Source organism: Sphingobacterium yanglingense (assembly GCF_004363245.1).
GTDB lineage: Bacteria > Bacteroidota > Bacteroidia > Sphingobacteriales > Sphingobacteriaceae > Sphingobacterium > Sphingobacterium yanglingense.
Window position 1 is genome coordinate 385,896 of sequence record NZ_SNYV01000017.1, and the last position, 17,905, is coordinate 403,800.

The window sequence follows — 17,905 nt, forward strand, 5'->3', positions numbered from 1 at the left end:
TATGAATGAAATAAAAAGAAGCACTCACAAAAGAAGAAAATGTTTACATTATGGTGCTTTTAGACCTACTCTTTGGGAATTCTTTCGGTAGGGAGATAAGTTATCATGTTAACGAGTGATCGTGTTAACTAGTTATAGTGGTTATACAGTGATGGAGTTAGAAAATCAAATCGTGAAACTGTAAAAGGGTGAAATCGTGAAAAAGTAAAACCGTAAAATTGTTTATTTACAATTAATTCTACGGTTTTACAAATTTACAATTTCGCGGTTTTACAATTAAATTCCTTTTCCGTAAGCAAACTCTTTGCTCACATTAACAGGAAGTTTACCTGTTGCTTTGATCTGTTTCAACACGACTTTCAATGCTGCACGCTGCATAAAATCATCATTTTGATAAGCCACGACAATAGATGCACTACGTGCCACATCAACGGAATTGATTGCATATGGATTAGTAAACATAACGGTAACAGTACGTCTACCTGCAATTTTATCAATAAACTTTTTAACCGGTTCTTTTACATCCAATTCACTACGTGGACGGGAACGGTTATCATGTATCGCTAGTATAATCTGTTTGTGATCACGGATTGACTTCACTAAACTATCCAATTGCTCCTGCGTCTCATTACCTGTTATAAAGTAGCTCTGTCCCTTCGTCAACTGAAGACCGAGGCCTTTCTCGAAATCCTGTGCTTTATCGATACCTATGCTGACTACAGCTGACTCCTCCTTAGGATCAAATGACTGGATTCGCTTGTTTGATTTTAACACTGTAACGGATGCATCTGCCATACGTTGAATCAAAGACTTGGTTGCAGGTCTGTTTAGATCTTCGATAAGACCATTGCGGTTGGTCGGGCGATAGTTATTCAATCCTAACCAATATTTAGCTGCCAACACACGTTTGACACGAGCATCGAGTTCAGCTTGTTTGATTCTTCCGCTCTTGATCGCTTTTTCTACTAAATCGATAGCACGACCACTGTTTTCAGATACTTCTAATAGATCGTGACCTGCCTCGATAGCCATTACATCAGCTTCTCCATTTGGAAAAAACTTCTTTACACCTTTCATATCCATGGCATCCGTAACAGCTAGCCCTTTGAATCCTAACTCATTGCGCAACAAATCTGTAACGACTTTACGTGAGATAGAAGACGGCATATTAGGCGTATTATCTAAAGCCGGAATATTCATGTGTGCTACCATCACCGCAGGTGCCCCTTGCTTAATCAATTCCTTGAAAGGGTACATTTCTAACTCTTCTAATCTCTTTTTAGAGAAATTAAGTTGTGGCAGATCGTGGTGTGAATCTACATCAGTATCACCATGGCCAGGGAAATGCTTTAATGAAGCAATAATACCTCCATCAACCATCCCATCCATATAGGCTTTAGATTTGCGCGCTACATTCTCCTTGTTGTCTCCAAAGGAGCGGAAATTAATAACGGGGTTTTTGGGATTATTATTGATATCTACTACCGGAGCAAAGTTAAAATGCATACCGATACGTAAGAAATCTTTGGCTACCTCTCGTCCCATATCATAGATTAGACTATTATCCTGGATCGCTCCCAATGTCATCTGATACGGAAAAGATTGGGTAGAATCTGGTAAGCGCATGCCTAACCCCCACTCGCCATCAAATGTCATCAGTAATGGCACTTTTGCAAGCTTCTGATATTGGTTGAACATATCAACATGACGTACCGGACCACCTTGAAAAACCACTAATCCACCGAGCTGCTCGTTTTTGATAACTGTAGCCACGGAGTCAATATATTTTTGTCCCAGGTTGGTATGTGCACGCACCAAAAACAATTGTCCAATACGTTCTTTGGGAGTCAGACTATTAAAAACCGAGTCCACCCATTGGTGTTGCTGATTGATAAAAGGAACAAAGGCTGGCTTCTTCTGTGCGAATCCCACCATTGTCAAACCGCACAAAAATGCACTGGTTATAATTGACTTTAGCATATTATTTGTTTTATAATTAAGGCTCTAAAATAACACTTTTATACACAAATGCAGTATTATGCGCAAAAGTTTTTACAAACAATGCATAAAAACGCACTATATTAAATTGTATTTATCTTCTAGCATCATCGCCAGATCCAGTGAATTTGCGATGTCACCGCAGGCTTCTTTCTTCCACAACATGTCAATAATAAGAAGCATGAACTGTGTCTCTAATTCAGGTTCTTTATAACCCAGCTCTTCAAAAGCACGCTGTATAATGGGATGCACGGGCTTCATGAACTGCTCGTGCTGTTGTCGTGAAAACGGGGTGTGGGACAAACGTTCCTGTAACTTCCAGAACAGGGGTTCGTCGGCAACCAATTTGCTTGGAAGAAATATCATTGTCCTTAAAAAGTCTTTCGCATTTTTATAGGTCATCATACCCCGATGGTGCTGCAACACCCTTCTATAACCGGATTTTATCAAATTTGCCAATAGGGCATCCTTATTCCCGAAGTGCTTAAAAATCAAAGCCTCGGATACCCCAGCCAAGGCTGCGATTTCTTTGGTAGAAGTAGCCGCATACCCGTTCTCCGCAAACAGCGTCAATGCTGTATGCAAAATTTTCTCCTTTCTACTTAACGTGGTTTCCTTCATATAACAGTTTAGAACAGCACAAAGATATTGATTTTAGACCCAGAATACGATAGCAGGGTTTAACTGAAGTGTCATTTTAACCTATTTTAGAAAAAGACACCGTAAACGCCTATCTGCGCCCCTGAGCTATGCCTAGCGTGCTAAATATCAAATCATAGATCAATGAAGCTATTTTTTTTGCATCTTAACTGAAGTTTAATATGCTGTAACAGTAATTAACAAATAAAAGACTTAATATTGTCCCCAAAATATTAAGTACCAAACCCGTGAGACCTAGTGCACTAAGTTTTCTCTTTGCTACGATATGCTGTCTTATCGTATTTCAGTCTACCTATGCCCAAAATAGACTGTCAGGCAACATTGTCGACAAGACCACCTCTAAGCCGCTTTCTGGCGTGACGTTACGCATACTAAGTCTTAAAGACTCTTCTACAATCAGCTTATCCTCTAATGAGACTGGTTTATTTTCACAGCAGAATCTTAAAAAGGGAGATTATACCGTCAGCACCAATTTCATAGGTTTTAAATCCGAATCAAGGGTAATTTCTATTGACGCAAAACCTGTTTATTTATTCTTCCGACTGGAACCTTCGGAAATTGCCATTGAAGAAGTGGAGATCATTGCCTCCCCTGCAATTGTCTTAAAAGGTGATACAATGGAGTTTGACGCTAAAAATTTTTCTACACGGGAGTATGCGGAGGCCGACGAATTGGTAGCCCAGATTCCTGGCGTGATGATCGATGAGGAGGGCAATGTCGAAGCACATGGAGAAAAGATCACCCGGGTTATCGTGGACGGCAAAGAATTCTTTAGCTCGGATCCTCGTATCGCATTAAAGAACCTTCCAGCTGAGATTATAGCAAAGATCCAACTGATTGATGAAAAGTCGGAACAGTCGCGCTTCTCGGGCTTTGATGATGGTAAACGTAATAAAATCATTAACATCGTGACCAAGCCAGACAAACGGCATGGGTATTTTGGCAAGATCAATGGTGGAAAGGGAGATAAGGACAAATTTGGCATCAATGTATCTTTAAATGCATTTGATGGAGACAAAAAATACGCCATCAACCTCATGGCGAATAATATTAACGAAACAAACTTTGCCGAGCAGGGCCGCGGCGGAAGCCGTCGAGGTAATAACAATACGGAAAGAGGACTCTCAGACACTTACGCTGGCGCCCTAAACTTTACAAATACGTATCTCAACAAAAAAATGGAGGTTAGTGGAGATTATAATTTCAGATCACTCTCTACAGTGACCAATACGGCATCAAATATCGAATATCTCAGTGAAAAACAAGCCAATCAATTCAGAACGCAAGAGCAGCTATCGGACGACCTGAACAAGGAACATAAATTTAACGGGCGGATAAAATGGAACCTGGACTCGACCAACCGGATTGACTTTTCACCGAACTTACGATACACAGAAGTTCATAAGCTGAACAACTCTGATAGTCGAACGAGCCGTAACCGTACGGAACCCATCAACCACTCTATCCGTTCGGGCGACAGTAATAATAAAAGTTTTGATATCGGTGGATCACTCACGTACATGCACCGATTTAGAAAGAAAGGGAGATCATTATCATTAAGCGTAACGGCCAATAAAAGCACTAACGATGCTGTAGCGCTTAATCTGGCGACAACATCATATTACAAGAAATCGACTTCTGGAACATTGGGTGATACGGAACCGATATTAAGCCGTATTGACACGAACAACAACCGAAGTCTGACCGAAGGGTATGGATCTGGCATCAATAGCCGCCTATCTTTTACTGAGGCGATATCTACACAAAGTCGATTACAGGTGAATTATAACTTTCGGAATACCGCTAATTATTCTAACCGCGAGACGTTTGAATTTTTGGCGGAAACGGGACAACTGGGAAAATTACGAGAGCGGCTTTCCAATGAATTCAGAAACGATTACAACTACCACAGTGCCGGTCTATCTTACTCCTACAACAAAAAGGATGCGCTACGCATCCAAGCAGGTCTTAATTATCAACGTGGTATCCGCACGAACAACCGTAGCATACCAATACACCTAAAGACGACAGCGGATTTCAATAGCCTGCTTCCTGAATTCACCACGGTCTACAAGTTTTCGAAGGATAGAAATATAGAGTTCAATTATAACACGCAAACGAACACACCAAACATCAATCAGCTACAAGACTTCGTCAACAACGGTAATGAGCTGCGCATTACGAATGGCAATCCGGACCTGAACCAAGAATATGCACACACTCTACGACTACAATATAAGGACGTAAACAAACTTTCGGGACGTACATTGACCACGAATATGACCTTTGATTACATCAATAATAAGATAACAAACTCTGTCATAACAGCCAACCGAGACACCACATTGGTCTTTAATGATACTTCTTTTTTATTAGGTGCAGGAGGACAGTATACCACCCCCATCAATGTCAACGGGGCTTACAGTTTCAAACTCAACAATAGCTATGGCCTCCCTATAAAACCGTTAAAGATCAACCTACATACCAATACCCGGTTGTTTTTTGATAATGATATCGCAGAGAACAATGGAGAACTGATCAACAGTACTTCTTACGGATTTGGACAGAGCATTGGATTCAACTCAAATTTCAGCAAACAATATATCGTAGGCCTCAGCTATAATATCAATGGAAGGTTTACCCACAATCCTTTGGGCAGGCTACCAAAATATGAAGTATTCACCCATCGGCTGAACAACAATATCACTGTTGAGCTTTTCAAAAAACTCGTACTCTCTTCTCAGTTCACCTATTTACTGAACGGAGGAATCATGGGCGCTCCAGGTATAGAGACCACACTATGGAATGCCTCCATAGGATACAAGCTTTTTAAACGTAGAAATGGAGAACTTGGGTTAAAAGGTTTCGACTTACTGAACAATGCACAGAATGTAAACAGAAGGGTTAATGTCGACAATATTTCGGATGTAACATCAAATACACTAAACCGCTATTTCTTATTGTCTTTTACCTACAATCTACGCCAGTTCGGAGGGTAGGTCATGGGTGGGGACAAAGAGTCTAGAAAAAAAGCCCTCCTGCATGAATAAAGGTTTGCTTTTTATCCATGTACTCTTCTCTATTAATGGGCTTCGTCGCCTTAGATAAAATGACAGTTCTATAGCCTAAGCTAAGTGCATCCATTGCCGTAAAATGTACGCAAAAATCTGCCGCCAGCCCACATATATGCACCTCGGAAATACTCCGATTTTGCAAATAGCCGTGCAGCCCTGTATTTTTACGTCTTCCATTGTCGTAAAACCCGCTATAGCTATCTATCAAGGGCTCTATTCCTTTACGGAATATGGCTTCTACTCTTGTCTGATCTAAACTATCGGCCAATTCGGCTCCTCTGGTTCCTTGCACACAGTGATCGGGCCATAATACCTGTTCTAACCCCTGAAGATCGATCTGATCAAAAATATTGTGTTCTATATGTTGGGACGCAAAGCTTTTATGTGCAACGGGGTGCCAATCCTGTGTTGCAACGACTAGGTCGTATTTGGACTGTACACTGTTTATTACTTCAACAATCTGGTCTCCACCAGGGACTTCAAGGGCGCCTCCTGGAAGGAAATCATTCTGAATATCAACGATTATCAATACTTTCATCTACATATATTTTTTACAGAAAGTGTCCGTCCCATGACTAGCCCCCCTTATCTTCTCTCATCACTATTCAAGCCGGTAGTCGTATAGATTTTTTCAAAAGTAACGTTACCGTGTCTCTCTTCAAGTTCCTCACCATTCTTGATATTTCGCGTAGGGGCAATAAAGCTAGACACCTCGGTTTTACAGCATTAAGTTAATCAATATTCATGATATAGCCAATGCCTCTGACGTTTGTGATTTTGATCCGTCCATCCTGCGCGAAGTATTTACGTATTCTACTGATAAACACATCGAGGCTACGCCCTGTAAAATAGGTATCATCCCCCCAATAAGCCTTGATGATATCTTCACGTGGAACGACATTATCTTTGTTCTCAAAGAGCCTCCGAATCAGTTCGACTTCACGATAGGACAGTTTCTCCTCGGCAGAAGCATGGGTTAATATATTTTTATTGGTATCCAGCACATAATCGCCTATTTCGTATGAGGCATGTACAGGTCTCTTAACGCGTCTTGAAAGGGCTTCGATACGAACGATCAATTCCTCAATTTTGAAAGGCTTTCGGATATAGTCATTTGCACCCATATGAAAGCCTTTGACAACGTCTTCTGTCTGGGTTAGTGCTGAGAGAAACAATATCGGCACATGTGGGTTGGTTTTACGGATTTCGGCCGCAGCCGTAAAGCCATCCATCAGAGGCATCATCACATCGAGTACGATAACATCCGCGCTTTCCTTTTTAAAATAGCTCAACGCCTCCTGTCCATTCTCTCGGTGTACGACATCAAAACCGTGATCTTCTAAACTGTCTGCCACAATCAAGGCTAAACTCTGCTCGTCCTCGACGTATAATATCTTTACTTTGTTCATTGTTTTGGAATGGTTAGAATAAAGACGGTTCCTTTTCCTAAGATACTATCTACTTTGATCGTACCGCCATGTTGTTTGATTACCTGCTTGACATAGGCTAATCCTAAGCCAAAGCCCTTTACCGGATGTAAATTTCCGCTAGGAACCCGGAAGAAGACTTCAAATATATCTTTAAAATAAGTGGGATCAATCCCTAACCCATTATCAGCGATTGATAATATCACGTTTCCATTATCTTCTTTCAATCCAACCTGGATCTTAACGGCATCACCGGAATATTTGATGGCATTATCAAACAGGTTACTGATTACATTCTTGAGGTGGGCTGAGTCCGCGATAATGCTCAGTCTAGGCAGTTGTCCTATAAAATCTATACTAACATTTTTCTTTGCTCCTAATTGCGCGATTTCAACTCCCTCTTCTAAGAGCTGCACTAAATCTACAGCATCCCTTCTCAAATTAACGCCTGTGACCTCATCGATATCGAGCTGCAATACCTTTTCGATCATATTCGCCAGATGGGCGAGCTCTCGATGTGATATCCGTAAGTACTTTTCCATTTTTTCCTTATCGTCGCGAGCACCATAACGTTGGATCGACTCTACTGCTGCCATTACGGTAGCGACAGGCGTTTTTAGTTCATGGGTCATATTGTTGACAAAGGACTTGCGCAACAAAGCTAATTTATTCTGTCGGTTGATCGTCCATAGTAAATAAATAAAAGCACCGATCAATGCCAATATCAAAAGAACAGACACCATCAACTGCACAGCCATTTTTCCAAGAAGATAAAATACGGGCTGCTCAAAGCTGGCCAGCAGATACTCATCTTCTGTAGGATTGACCAGTATGGGGCGGGTTAATATAGTTCCATCCTCTTCTACTTTAATACGGTATTTGCCCTGAGCTCGACGTCCATCTTTCAAGGTTTTAATTGCTATCTGTACAGATGTAGTTATACCTTTGACATCTAGACTCTCAGCTAGCAGCGTATTGATCTCAGCTAGCGTCCCCTCACTAAAGGTGATGTTCTGTAGCATAAAGGATGGCATGATTGCTGTCGGTTCACCTGCTTCCTTCTTTGCCTCTCTGCGTTTAGTATATCTACGCATCCGCTCTTGAGCAAGACTATCCCAAAGCGTCTGTATTTTCTCTTCATCGATATTGCTATACATGGATTTAATGCGCGCTGCAAATACAGTCCCCTCCTTGGAGATACCCTGATCACGCTTCTCATTGATTATATTTTGATGATCATCATAATAGGTCTGTATTGCATTAAAAAGGCTTCTCTCGATCTCTGTAACCAAAACCTCGCGTTTATTAACATACCCTCCGTACAGCCAAACGCCCACGATTCCTCCAATCCCTATAAGGGACAGAACAATCATCACAACCAATATTTTATACTTTTTTAACATGATTAAAACAAATTTAAATTCTTAGATTTGCACGACGAATTGTTTAGGGTCATATTTAACAAATTATAACACATATTAACAATACGTATTACTTACATTTGCATGTCAACTAATATATATGAGGCAATTATTACGTTTTAGATACCTTTTCTTTTTATCCTTATTTGCTGCGACAGTTACCTTTTATAGCTGTGATAAAGATATGAGTGTTTCTTTGGGTAATTCCAATAATGATTTAGGTGTTGTGGTTCTTGATTCAATGACGATCAATACATCGACCTATCAATTGCTAAATCTTCCTTCAGCTGCTACAGGATCTTTATTAGTTGGTAAATCGAGCCAACCTGAAAGTGGATCGGTAACTTCGTCCTCTTATTTCAGAGTACAACTACAGACATTGACCAACGATATTCCTTCGAATGCAGTATTTGATTCTGTAAATCTTGTAGTAAGACCTAGTATCAACAAATATTATTATGGTGACACGACCAAAACGCAGAGCATCGCTGTACATCGTGTGACTGAAGAGATCAAACTGAAGGACATCACTAATAGCATAGACCAATATAATACTCCAATATATGTAACTGGTCCTACTATTTTTAATGATCAAAAATTCAGTTATGATGCCACACCTCTTGGAGACCATTCATTTCAGCCTAAAATAAGATCTATAGACAGTATCAGTATTAAGCTTGATCAGAATTTTGGACAGGAGATTTATGACATGGTCAAAGCAAACGACTATAACGTAACTACGAACGAGTCTTTTCAGCAATACCTTAAAGGTCTTGTATTGGTTCCTGGAAACCAAAATACGACTTTGTTAGGATTGAATGACACCTTACATGTAAACATCAACTATTCGTACATGGGAGCTGATGGCTTTATGAAAAAAGGAGCGAAAGTCATAACTTCAAGTTCTAAGGCCTACCAATACAACAATATTGAATATGACCGCACGGGCACACCTTATGCGAGCATAAACTCAGTCAACAGAGAACTAAAAAGCTCCGCAACAAATGGAGAAGTATTGCTTCATGCTGGAACGGGACTTGTAGCGAAAATCAACATTCCCTCGTTAAATGACTTTATGCATGAAGAAAATTTAGCGATAAATAAGGTAGAATTGGTTGTGGAAACGACTGGCCATAATTTTGGTTCGTACCCGGTTCCCAACGCCCTGATGCTTCTGATTGCAAACAGCAATGGGGTCCCCATTTCTTATGTACGTGCACCATTCTCGACAGCAATTCAGCAAGCAAGCTTTATTCCAGGCAATGACATGGGTATAAACGGCCGTTATGTCTTTAATCTGATCGATTATACGAAAAACGTCAACCAATCGGAATATCGCGGAACTTCTTTATTATTATCAGTTGCCTCTCCAGCCTTGTTTGGAACAGTAAATAATACTATTATTGCGACAGAAAATGGCAAACCGAAAATTAAATTAAACATTGTATATACTAAATTCAAATAATCTATGAATAAGAAAAATTGGCTTTTTGTAGTTGTAGCCTGTGTTTTTTCATTAACTGCTTTCAACTCTTGTAAAAAGGACAAAGATGATAACACAACTGACAATGGTCCTACGGAATGGGTAAAGGCTTCTGCGTTTGATGGTGACCCTAGAAGTTCAGCTGCTTCTTTCCAAATCGGAGATGTAGGCTATTTGGCGACTGGTATCTTAACAACAAATGAAAGAACTAAGGATGCTTGGACTTTCAAGAATAACTTATGGTCACGTATCAAAGAATTTGGTGGTGAAGCTCGTAACGGTGCTGTTGGTTTTAGTATCGATGGCAAAGGGTATATGGGTACAGGTTTCAACGGCACGGATGTACTTAATGACTTCTGGCAATATGATCCTGCAACTAACGAGTGGACAAAAATCGCTGACTTCCCTGGAGAAGCTCGCTACGGTGCTGTTGCTTTCACATTGGATGGCATCGGTTATGTAGGTACAGGAGCAACAAAAACACAGAAAACGTTAAAGGATTTCTATAAATATGATCCGAAAACTAACACTTGGACGTCTATTGAATCTCCTTTGAAAAACAAACGTGTTAATGCATTTGCTTTTGTAGTAAACGGTAAAGCTTATGTTGGCGGTGGTATGGACAACAACCAGTTCCCAGAAGATTTCTATTCTTTTGATGGAAAAACATGGAACGAAAATGTTGCTCCATTGAAAGATGCTTCTAATACATATGACTTGACTCGTCAATCTGCTTCAACATTTGTTATTGGTAACTTCGGTTATGTAGTAGGTGGTAAAAAAGGTTCTGTATTAGGTAACGTTTGGAAATACGATGTTGCTGCCAACAAATGGGAAAGCAAACACCAAGCATTGCCTCAGAATGCTAGAGAAGGAGCTGTTTCATTTTCTATCGGTGGAAAAGGTTACCTTACAACTGGTATGAATAGTGCTACGAAGTTTGACGACACTTGGGTATTTACACAAGTTAGATAGTTTAAACTGCTAAGATATATAAAAGGCGAATACATCTCTGTATTCGCCTTTTTCTTTTAAACCAAGAACTCACTCCATTGTTATTGCGTATCCTGTACAGAAGAAAACGATCTATAGGCGAGCAAGCAAAAGTAGCGATCTCTCAATTCCTAATCCCTTATGGTCTCCTCCTCTTATCTATAGCTAGCAATGATTTGTATTTATAAAAATATATTGCATAAAAAACGCCCTCCGAGAAGGGCGTTTTTTGGTATATATATGATTACGGTTAGTTCGTTATTTTATATTAAGCCTTTTTTATTCAATAGCTCAGCAACCTGAACTGCATTTGTTGCGGCTCCTTTCCTCAAGTTGTCGGCTACAATCCATAAGTTCACTGTATTGGCCTGAGATTCATCTCTACGTATACGTCCAACAAATACTTCGTCTTTTCCATGCGCATCCTTAGGCATCGGGTAAGCTAGATTACTTGGATCGTCCACCACAACTACGCCTTCTTGTGCTGCCAACGCTGCACGAAGCTCCTGTACATCAAAATCACTTTCGAACTCGATATTCACAGACTCTGAATGTCCTCCCATCACAGGAATGCGCACCGTAGTAGCGGTTACCTTGATTGAATCATCCTGCATGATTTTATTGGTTTCCTGAATCATCTTCATCTCTTCCTTCGTATAGCCGTTTTCCTGGAACACGTCAATATGCGGAATAACATTCAAATCGATTTGGTAAGGATAGGCTTTTTCTCCTTCTACACCTGCACGCTCATCGTTCAACTGCTGTACGGCTTTGACTCCTGTACCCGTCACTGATTGATAGGTGGATACAACAACACGCTTGATTTTATACTTCTCATGTAATGGTTTTAAGACCACCACCATCTGAATTGTGGAACAATTTGGGTTCGCAATAATCTTATCTGCTGAGGTTAATACATCTCCATTAACTTCAGGTACGACAAGCTTTTTGGAAGGATCCATCCGCCAAGCAGATGAATTATCGACTACTGTAATTCCTGCTGCTGCGAATAAAGGAGCATATTCTGTAGATACACTTCCTCCCGCAGAAAACAAGGCTACATCAGGCTGCATCGCAATAGCTTCGTCTGGTGTTACCGTCTTAAACTTCTTACCCTTGAATTCGATTTCCTTGCCCTTACTTCTTTCAGAGGCTACAGGAATCAATTCTGTTACGGGGAAGTTTCTTTCCTTTAACACCGTCAAAATTTCTGACCCAACAAGACCTGTTGCGCCAACTACTGCTACTTTCATTGTTATATAATTTACTGTTTAGTATATAGCGTGAATTCTATTTCTAATTTCACGATGCCAAACATAATAAATAAACAGGAGTATTCTATACAAAAAATTACATTTTTATCATCCTAAGGCTCCAAACATTGACACAAAACCGCTATTAGAACCATATAAATTATTAATTTATCAATAAAAATAGGCTCTACACCGAATATTTGCTATACGTAAACCTTATTTAGGCAAAATATATTCTTTATATTGCCTTAGTTAACGAAGTTATACTTTCGTGAAAAAAACCAATTAAAACCGAGATGAAAATCAAGCTTTATATGCTCTGTATTTGGTTCATGTCAATTACATATGGATACGGGCAGGATATTGTAATCAATGAAGTAATGGCCAACCCTAAAAATGGTCAGCTGCCTGCCGTCGAATATATCGAACTTCTAAACAATTCTACTTCTGTCGTAGATCTCGCATCACTCCGTCTGGATATCAACAAAAAAAGCGTACAGCTTCCCCCTTACCTACTAGCCCCTCAGCAATTCGTTATCCTATGTGCAAAGGAAGGTGAAGACCTTCTATCGAGCTTTGGTAATGTGATTTCTTTTAGTAACTGGGCCATTCTCAACAACTCAGGAGCCACAATCGGTCTCTATAGACAGGATACACTGTTGGATGAACTCTCTTACAAAGACAGCTGGCATCAAGGAAATGCTCAAAAAGCCGGAGGTTGGAGCCTAGAGCGGATAAACCCTGATTGGCGATGCAACACTGCAAGCAACTGGGCTTCGTCCGTTGCCCATCGTGGAGGGACACCAGGAAGTCCCAATTCTATAATGAATAGGGCATTTCTACCCAAAGTGGGAATAACAGCTGTAGAGATGTTGGACAAAAGCATTCGTCTCCATTTTAATACGGATCGGCTCTTTCTCCCTCATTTTGAAGGAGAACACTTCCGTATTAATCCAGGCAATATTATTCCAATAACGGCTTCTTGGGATGATAATACCGGCCAACTTGTCCTCGGTCTTGATCATGAGCTAAAAGCCCAGGAAGCCTATACATTGAGCACACAAGAATTGGCTATATGTGGCATTATGCTTCAAATCGAAGATTATTTGATTTTCAACCAGCCAAAAGTTCAATATAATGATGTTGTCATCAATGAGATTTTATTCAACCCTCAAGCAGAAGGAAGTGATTTTGTTGAGGTATTTAACAGAACATCTCTACCTATAAACCTTCAAGGCTGGCAATTAGGAAACAGAATATTATCGGAAAAGCCCTTGCTTCTCCCCCCTCAGGAGTTTTTGGTACTCACGGCAGAGCGGGATAAAATCATTCATACGCATGTGAACGCAATAGCAGCGCGTGTCCACGAGATGGCGAGTATCCCCTCCTACGCAAACCAACAAGGGATCGTCACGTTATTCTCGCCACAAGGATTGGTTGATTCACTGTATTACCATGCTTCAATGCACGCTCCATTGATCAATAATCCGAAAGGTATTTCCTTAGAACGGCAGTCCTATAATGAAGACAGCAATCTACCGGGTAACTTTAAATCGGCGGCGACACTAATCGGTGGATCGACGCCTGGCTTTCGCAATTCCACTGCAACGGATAGTCTCTGTAAAAAAAACGATATATTTTTGACTTCAAAAACAGTTTCTCCGGATGGTGATAGCTTCGAAGATGAGCTCGAAGTAAACTATATATTGAACGATTCGGACTACTTGTTCAACCTAAATATTTATACCGAAAAGGGAACGTTAGTCAACCGATTGATTCGCCAACAGAGCGGTGGTTCTGATGGAAAAATCATGTGGGATTGCAAGGATGAAAAAGGGCAAAAAGCACCTTCGGGACACTATATCTACTGGATGGAAATCTATCGGGAAAATGGCTCCAGAGAGATCTTTAAGGGTGCTTTTATCCTTGTTCAGAAATCGCATCAGTATTAAGAAAAACGCTATAAAACACCTATCTTTGCAACACGGAAATAAATAGTTGGTTTCGAAATAAAAAAATGCAAAAACAACACTAATCTCCGTATTACTTTAACAAGAAAAACCGAGCACGATAGAACTGCTGAAAGCTATCTTCTCGTAAATATTTATTTAATGAAAGAAACTATTATAATCTTAGGCTCAAACGGTCAGATTGGCACAGAACTAGCCGACGCTTTAAGAACCAAGTTTGGTGCGGAGAACGTTATCACTACTGATATCAGGGAACCTCAAACTGCGGTTGCTACTCAGAATTTTGAAATCATCAATGTGCTGGATAAAGTTGCCTTAAAGGCACTCTTCGAAAAGCACAAACCTACTCAAGTATATCTATTGGCAGCCATGTTGTCTGCCACAGGAGAACAATATCCACAGAAAGCATGGGATTTAAATATGAATGGGCTACTGAATGTATTAGATCTTGCTGTTGAACTAGGTGGAATAAAGAAAATATTTTGGCCAAGTTCTATTGCAGTATTTGGTCCAAACTCACCGAAAGTAGATACACCTCAGTACTGTGTAATGGACCCGAATAGTATTTATGGTATTAGTAAATTAGCCGGAGAACGTCTTTGTGAATACTACCATGAAAAATATGGATTGGATATCCGTAGTATCCGTTACCCAGGTATTATATCCTGGAAAACTGCTCCGGGTGGGGGAACAACTGACTACGCGGTACATATCTTTTTTGAAGCATTGGCCAAAGGCAGCTATGAGAGTTTCCTTTCTGCACAGACAGCCCTGCCTATGATGTATATGGATGATGCTGTACGTGCTACAATTCAGTTGATGGATGCTCCTGCAGAGAATCTAACGATCCGCTCGAGCTATAATCTTGCGGGTGTTTCTTTTACTCCAGAGATGATCGCACAAGAAATTAAAAAAATTCTTCCTAATTTTGGGATGTCCTACAGCTCGGGAGATCCTCGCCAAGCTATTGCCGACTCTTGGCCGCAAAGTATTGACGATGAATATGCCCGTAAAGATTGGAACTGGGAAATAGCGTATGACCTGGAAGCCATGACCAAGGACATGATCGAAAATCTTAAAACAAACAAATAAAATGGGTAGAGCTTTTGAATTTAGAAAAGAAAGAAAATTTAAGCGTTGGGCCAAAATGGCCGTACAATTTACGCGCTTAGGGAAAGAAATCGCAATTTCTGTAAAAGAAGGAGGCCCTCACCCTGAAAATAACTCTCGCTTACGTACTGCCATTCAAAACGCGAAGGCGGTAAACATGCCGAAAGACCGCGTGGAAGCTGCTATTAAGAGAGCTTCGGAAAAAGACTCAAAAGGCTACGAAGAATTTGTATATGAAGGATATGGCCCACATGGCGTACCGGTACTGATCGAGACAGCAACAGACAACACAAACAGAACAGTTGCTAATATCCGTAGCTATTTTACAAAATCAGGAGGTTCATTGGGTAAAACTGGTTCTCTAGATTTTATATTCCAACGTAAATCCATTTTCCGTTTTCCAGCAACAGAAGAACTTGATGTTGAAGAGCTAGAACTTGAACTCATCGACGGTGGACTAGAGGAACTCTATGTAGAAGCTGACGAAGAAGGCAATGATGTGGTTGTTGTGCAGACTTCATTTGAAGACTTCGGTAACATGCAGCGCCTTCTGGAAGAGAAAGGCATTGAGACAACATCAGCAAAACTGGAGCGTATCTCCCTGTCACACACAACATTGACAGAAGAACAAGCGGCAGATGTCTTAAAGCTCATCGATAAAATTGAAGAGGATGATGATGTGCAGGCGGTATACCACAACATGGAATAATAAGATACCCTAGTAAATAATTGTATCACACGACCTTCATACTTCAATGTATGAAGGTTTTTAATTACCTAGGAATATTACTTTCGTGTTTGACTACCCGCCAGATATAACGTTATAGCATTTTTTAGGGGATACATTGTGCGAATGCAAAGCATTTTATTTAAGTTTGAGTATGCTCAGTTTTGAAGAATTTTTTATAAAAAAGAAAATAGATCTTTTTGCATTGAAATCTGCAAACGAAGAGCTGTATCATGAGTTTAGGGTACACTATAATTCAATGGGTGAAAAAAGTTTTGATCACTCTAAAAAATTCTGGTTTAATAAGCTCAGAAAAAGCTACTTATTAAGCGAGGAAATAGTTCCTACCTCAACAACTACCCGAGAAGAAAACACCTCTAAATCACCTGAATCGGTGAATAAAATTGCGCCTCCTACAGGCTTCAAACCAAGGTCTGTTGCAAAACCTTTGGTTAAGGCCAGCGAAGAAGAAGAGAAGCTACCACAACAGGTAGCCACACCTTCTGGATTCAAGCCTCGATTTAAAACAGGTATGGCCAAAACAGCTGCTAACACAGCCGCTGAAGAAGTAGAAGAAAAGCCTCTAGAAGCTCCCACTGATCCGATAGAGAACATGACGGAAGTCAGCAATAAACCTTCAGGATTCAAACCTCGGTTTAAGGCAGGCCTGACAAAAACAGCAACTACCACATCCGTAGAAGCAGAAGAAAAGCCTGTAGAAACTCCTACTGATCCGATAGAGAATACAGCGGAGATCAGCAATAAACCTTCAGGATTCAAACCTCGGTTTAAAGCAGGAGTGACAAAAACAGCAACTACCACATCCGAAGAAGCAGAAGAAAAGCCTGTAGTAGCTCCCGCTGATCCGATAGAGAATACAGCGGAGATCAGCAATAAACCAACAGGATTCAAACCTCGGTTTAAAGCAGAAGTGACAAAAACAGCATCTACCACATCCGAAGAAGCAGAAGAAAAGCCTGTAGTAGCTCCCGCTGATCCGATAGAGAATACGACGGAGGTCAGCAATAAACCTTCAGGATTCAAACCTCGGTTTAAAGCAGGAGTGACAAAAACAGCATCTACCACATCCGAAGAAGCAGAAGAAAAGCCTGTAGTAGCTCCCGCTGATCCGATAGAGAATACGACGGAGGTCAGCAATAAACCTTCAGGATTCAAACCTCGGTTTAAAGCAGGAGTGACAAAAACAGCATCTACCACATCCGAAGAAGCAGAAGAAAAGCCTGTAGTAGCTCCCGCTGATCCGATAGAGAATACGACGGAGGTCAGCAATAAACCTTCAGGATTCAAACCTCGGTTTAAGGCAGGTGTGACAAAAACAGCAACTACCACATCCGAAGAAGCAGAAGAAAAGCCTGTAGTAGCTCCCGCTGATCCGATAGAGAATACGACGGAGGTCAGCAATAAACCAACAGGATTCAAACCTCGGTTTAAGGCAGGTGTGACAAAAACAGCAACTACCACATCCGAAGAAGCAGAAGAAAAGCCTGTAGTAGCTCCCGCTGATCCGATAGAGAATACGACGGAGGTCAGCAATAAACCAACAGGATTCAAACCTCGGTTTAAGGCAGGTGTGACAAAAACAGCAACTACCACATCCGAAGAAGCAGAAGAAAAGCCTGTAGTAGCTCCCGCTGATCCGATAGAGAATACAGCGGAGATCAGCAATAAACCAACAGGATTCAAACCTCGGTTTAAAGCAGGAATGACTAAAAACATTCCTCCTACGGATACCCCAAAGCAATAAACAAGCAACCTTATATAATTCGCT

13 protein-coding genes are annotated in these 17,905 nt (G+C 40.7%); 7 read left to right on the forward strand and 6 right to left on the reverse strand.

What is annotated here, in order from left to right:
• Window positions 1-276 precede the first annotated feature (276 nt).
• Both CLV99_RS19625 and CLV99_RS19630 read right to left on the reverse strand, forming a co-directional pair.
• Window positions 277-1,980 carry a glycoside hydrolase family 3 protein gene (locus CLV99_RS19625; RefSeq protein ID WP_133586205.1) on the reverse strand — a complete coding sequence of 568 codons (1,704 nt, stop codon included), beginning with the start codon at window positions 1,978-1,980 and terminating at the stop codon, window positions 277-279.
• 96 nt (window positions 1,981-2,076) lie between these two features.
• Window positions 2,077-2,619, reverse strand: a complete 543-nt coding sequence (locus tag CLV99_RS19630) for a TetR/AcrR family transcriptional regulator (protein ID WP_133586206.1) — start codon at window positions 2,617-2,619, stop codon at window positions 2,077-2,079.
• A gap of 266 nt (window positions 2,620-2,885) precedes the next feature.
• Here CLV99_RS19630 and CLV99_RS19635 point away from each other — a divergent pair, with 266 nt between their 5' ends.
• Window positions 2,886-5,657, forward strand: coding sequence for an outer membrane beta-barrel protein (locus CLV99_RS19635; protein ID WP_133586207.1), 2,772 nt, complete (start codon window positions 2,886-2,888; stop codon window positions 5,655-5,657).
• Window positions 5,658-5,679: 22 nt separating this feature from the next.
• On the opposite strand, the gene pncA is transcribed toward CLV99_RS19635, so the two are convergent.
• The 3 genes from pncA to CLV99_RS19650 all read right to left on the reverse strand — a co-directional run bounded on the left by pncA (window position 5,680) and on the right by CLV99_RS19650 (window position 8,562).
• Window positions 5,680-6,270, reverse strand: coding sequence for a bifunctional nicotinamidase/pyrazinamidase (pncA, locus tag CLV99_RS19640; RefSeq protein WP_133586208.1), 591 nt, complete (start codon window positions 6,268-6,270; stop codon window positions 5,680-5,682).
• 193 nt (window positions 6,271-6,463) lie between these two features.
• Window positions 6,464-7,141, reverse strand: coding sequence for a response regulator transcription factor (locus tag CLV99_RS19645; protein WP_133586209.1), 678 nt, complete (start codon window positions 7,139-7,141; stop codon window positions 6,464-6,466).
• Window positions 7,138-8,562 carry a sensor histidine kinase gene (locus tag CLV99_RS19650; RefSeq protein WP_133586210.1) on the reverse strand — a complete coding sequence of 475 codons (1,425 nt, stop codon included), beginning with the start codon at window positions 8,560-8,562 and terminating at the stop codon, window positions 7,138-7,140. Before CLV99_RS19650 ends, CLV99_RS19645 begins: the two co-directional genes overlap by 4 nt.
• A gap of 118 nt (window positions 8,563-8,680) precedes the next feature.
• On the opposite strand from CLV99_RS19650, the gene CLV99_RS19655 reads away from it, so the two are divergent.
• Window positions 8,681-10,045 carry a DUF4270 family protein gene (locus CLV99_RS19655; RefSeq protein WP_133586211.1) on the forward strand — a complete coding sequence of 455 codons (1,365 nt, stop codon included), beginning with the start codon at window positions 8,681-8,683 and terminating at the stop codon, window positions 10,043-10,045.
• A gap of 3 nt (window positions 10,046-10,048) precedes the next feature.
• Complete coding sequence (locus CLV99_RS19660) at window positions 10,049-11,038, forward strand: Kelch repeat-containing protein (RefSeq protein WP_133586212.1); 990 nt, start codon at window positions 10,049-10,051, stop codon at window positions 11,036-11,038.
• Between the two features lie 281 nt (window positions 11,039-11,319).
• Here CLV99_RS19660 and CLV99_RS19665 read toward each other — a convergent pair whose 3' ends face one another.
• On the reverse strand, window positions 11,320-12,309 hold the full coding sequence (locus tag CLV99_RS19665) for an aspartate-semialdehyde dehydrogenase (protein ID WP_133586213.1): 990 nt from the start codon (window positions 12,307-12,309) through the stop codon (window positions 11,320-11,322).
• A gap of 332 nt (window positions 12,310-12,641) precedes the next feature.
• On the opposite strand from CLV99_RS19665, the gene CLV99_RS19670 reads away from it, so the two are divergent.
• The 4 genes from CLV99_RS19670 (at window position 12,642) to CLV99_RS19685 (ending at window position 17,881) form a co-directional block, all read left to right on the forward strand.
• Window positions 12,642-14,261, forward strand: a complete 1,620-nt coding sequence (locus tag CLV99_RS19670; RefSeq protein ID WP_211348583.1) for a lamin tail domain-containing protein — start codon at window positions 12,642-12,644, stop codon at window positions 14,259-14,261.
• A gap of 159 nt (window positions 14,262-14,420) precedes the next feature.
• Window positions 14,421-15,371, forward strand: a complete 951-nt coding sequence (locus CLV99_RS19675) for an NAD-dependent epimerase/dehydratase family protein (RefSeq protein ID WP_133586215.1) — start codon at window positions 14,421-14,423, stop codon at window positions 15,369-15,371.
• A gap of 1 nt (window position 15,372) precedes the next feature.
• Window positions 15,373-16,098, forward strand: a complete 726-nt coding sequence (locus CLV99_RS19680) for a YebC/PmpR family DNA-binding transcriptional regulator (RefSeq protein WP_133586216.1) — start codon at window positions 15,373-15,375, stop codon at window positions 16,096-16,098.
• 172 nt (window positions 16,099-16,270) lie between these two features.
• On the forward strand, window positions 16,271-17,881 hold the full coding sequence (locus tag CLV99_RS19685) for a hypothetical protein (RefSeq protein ID WP_133586217.1): 1,611 nt from the start codon (window positions 16,271-16,273) through the stop codon (window positions 17,879-17,881).
• Window positions 17,882-17,905: the final 24 nt, after the last annotated feature.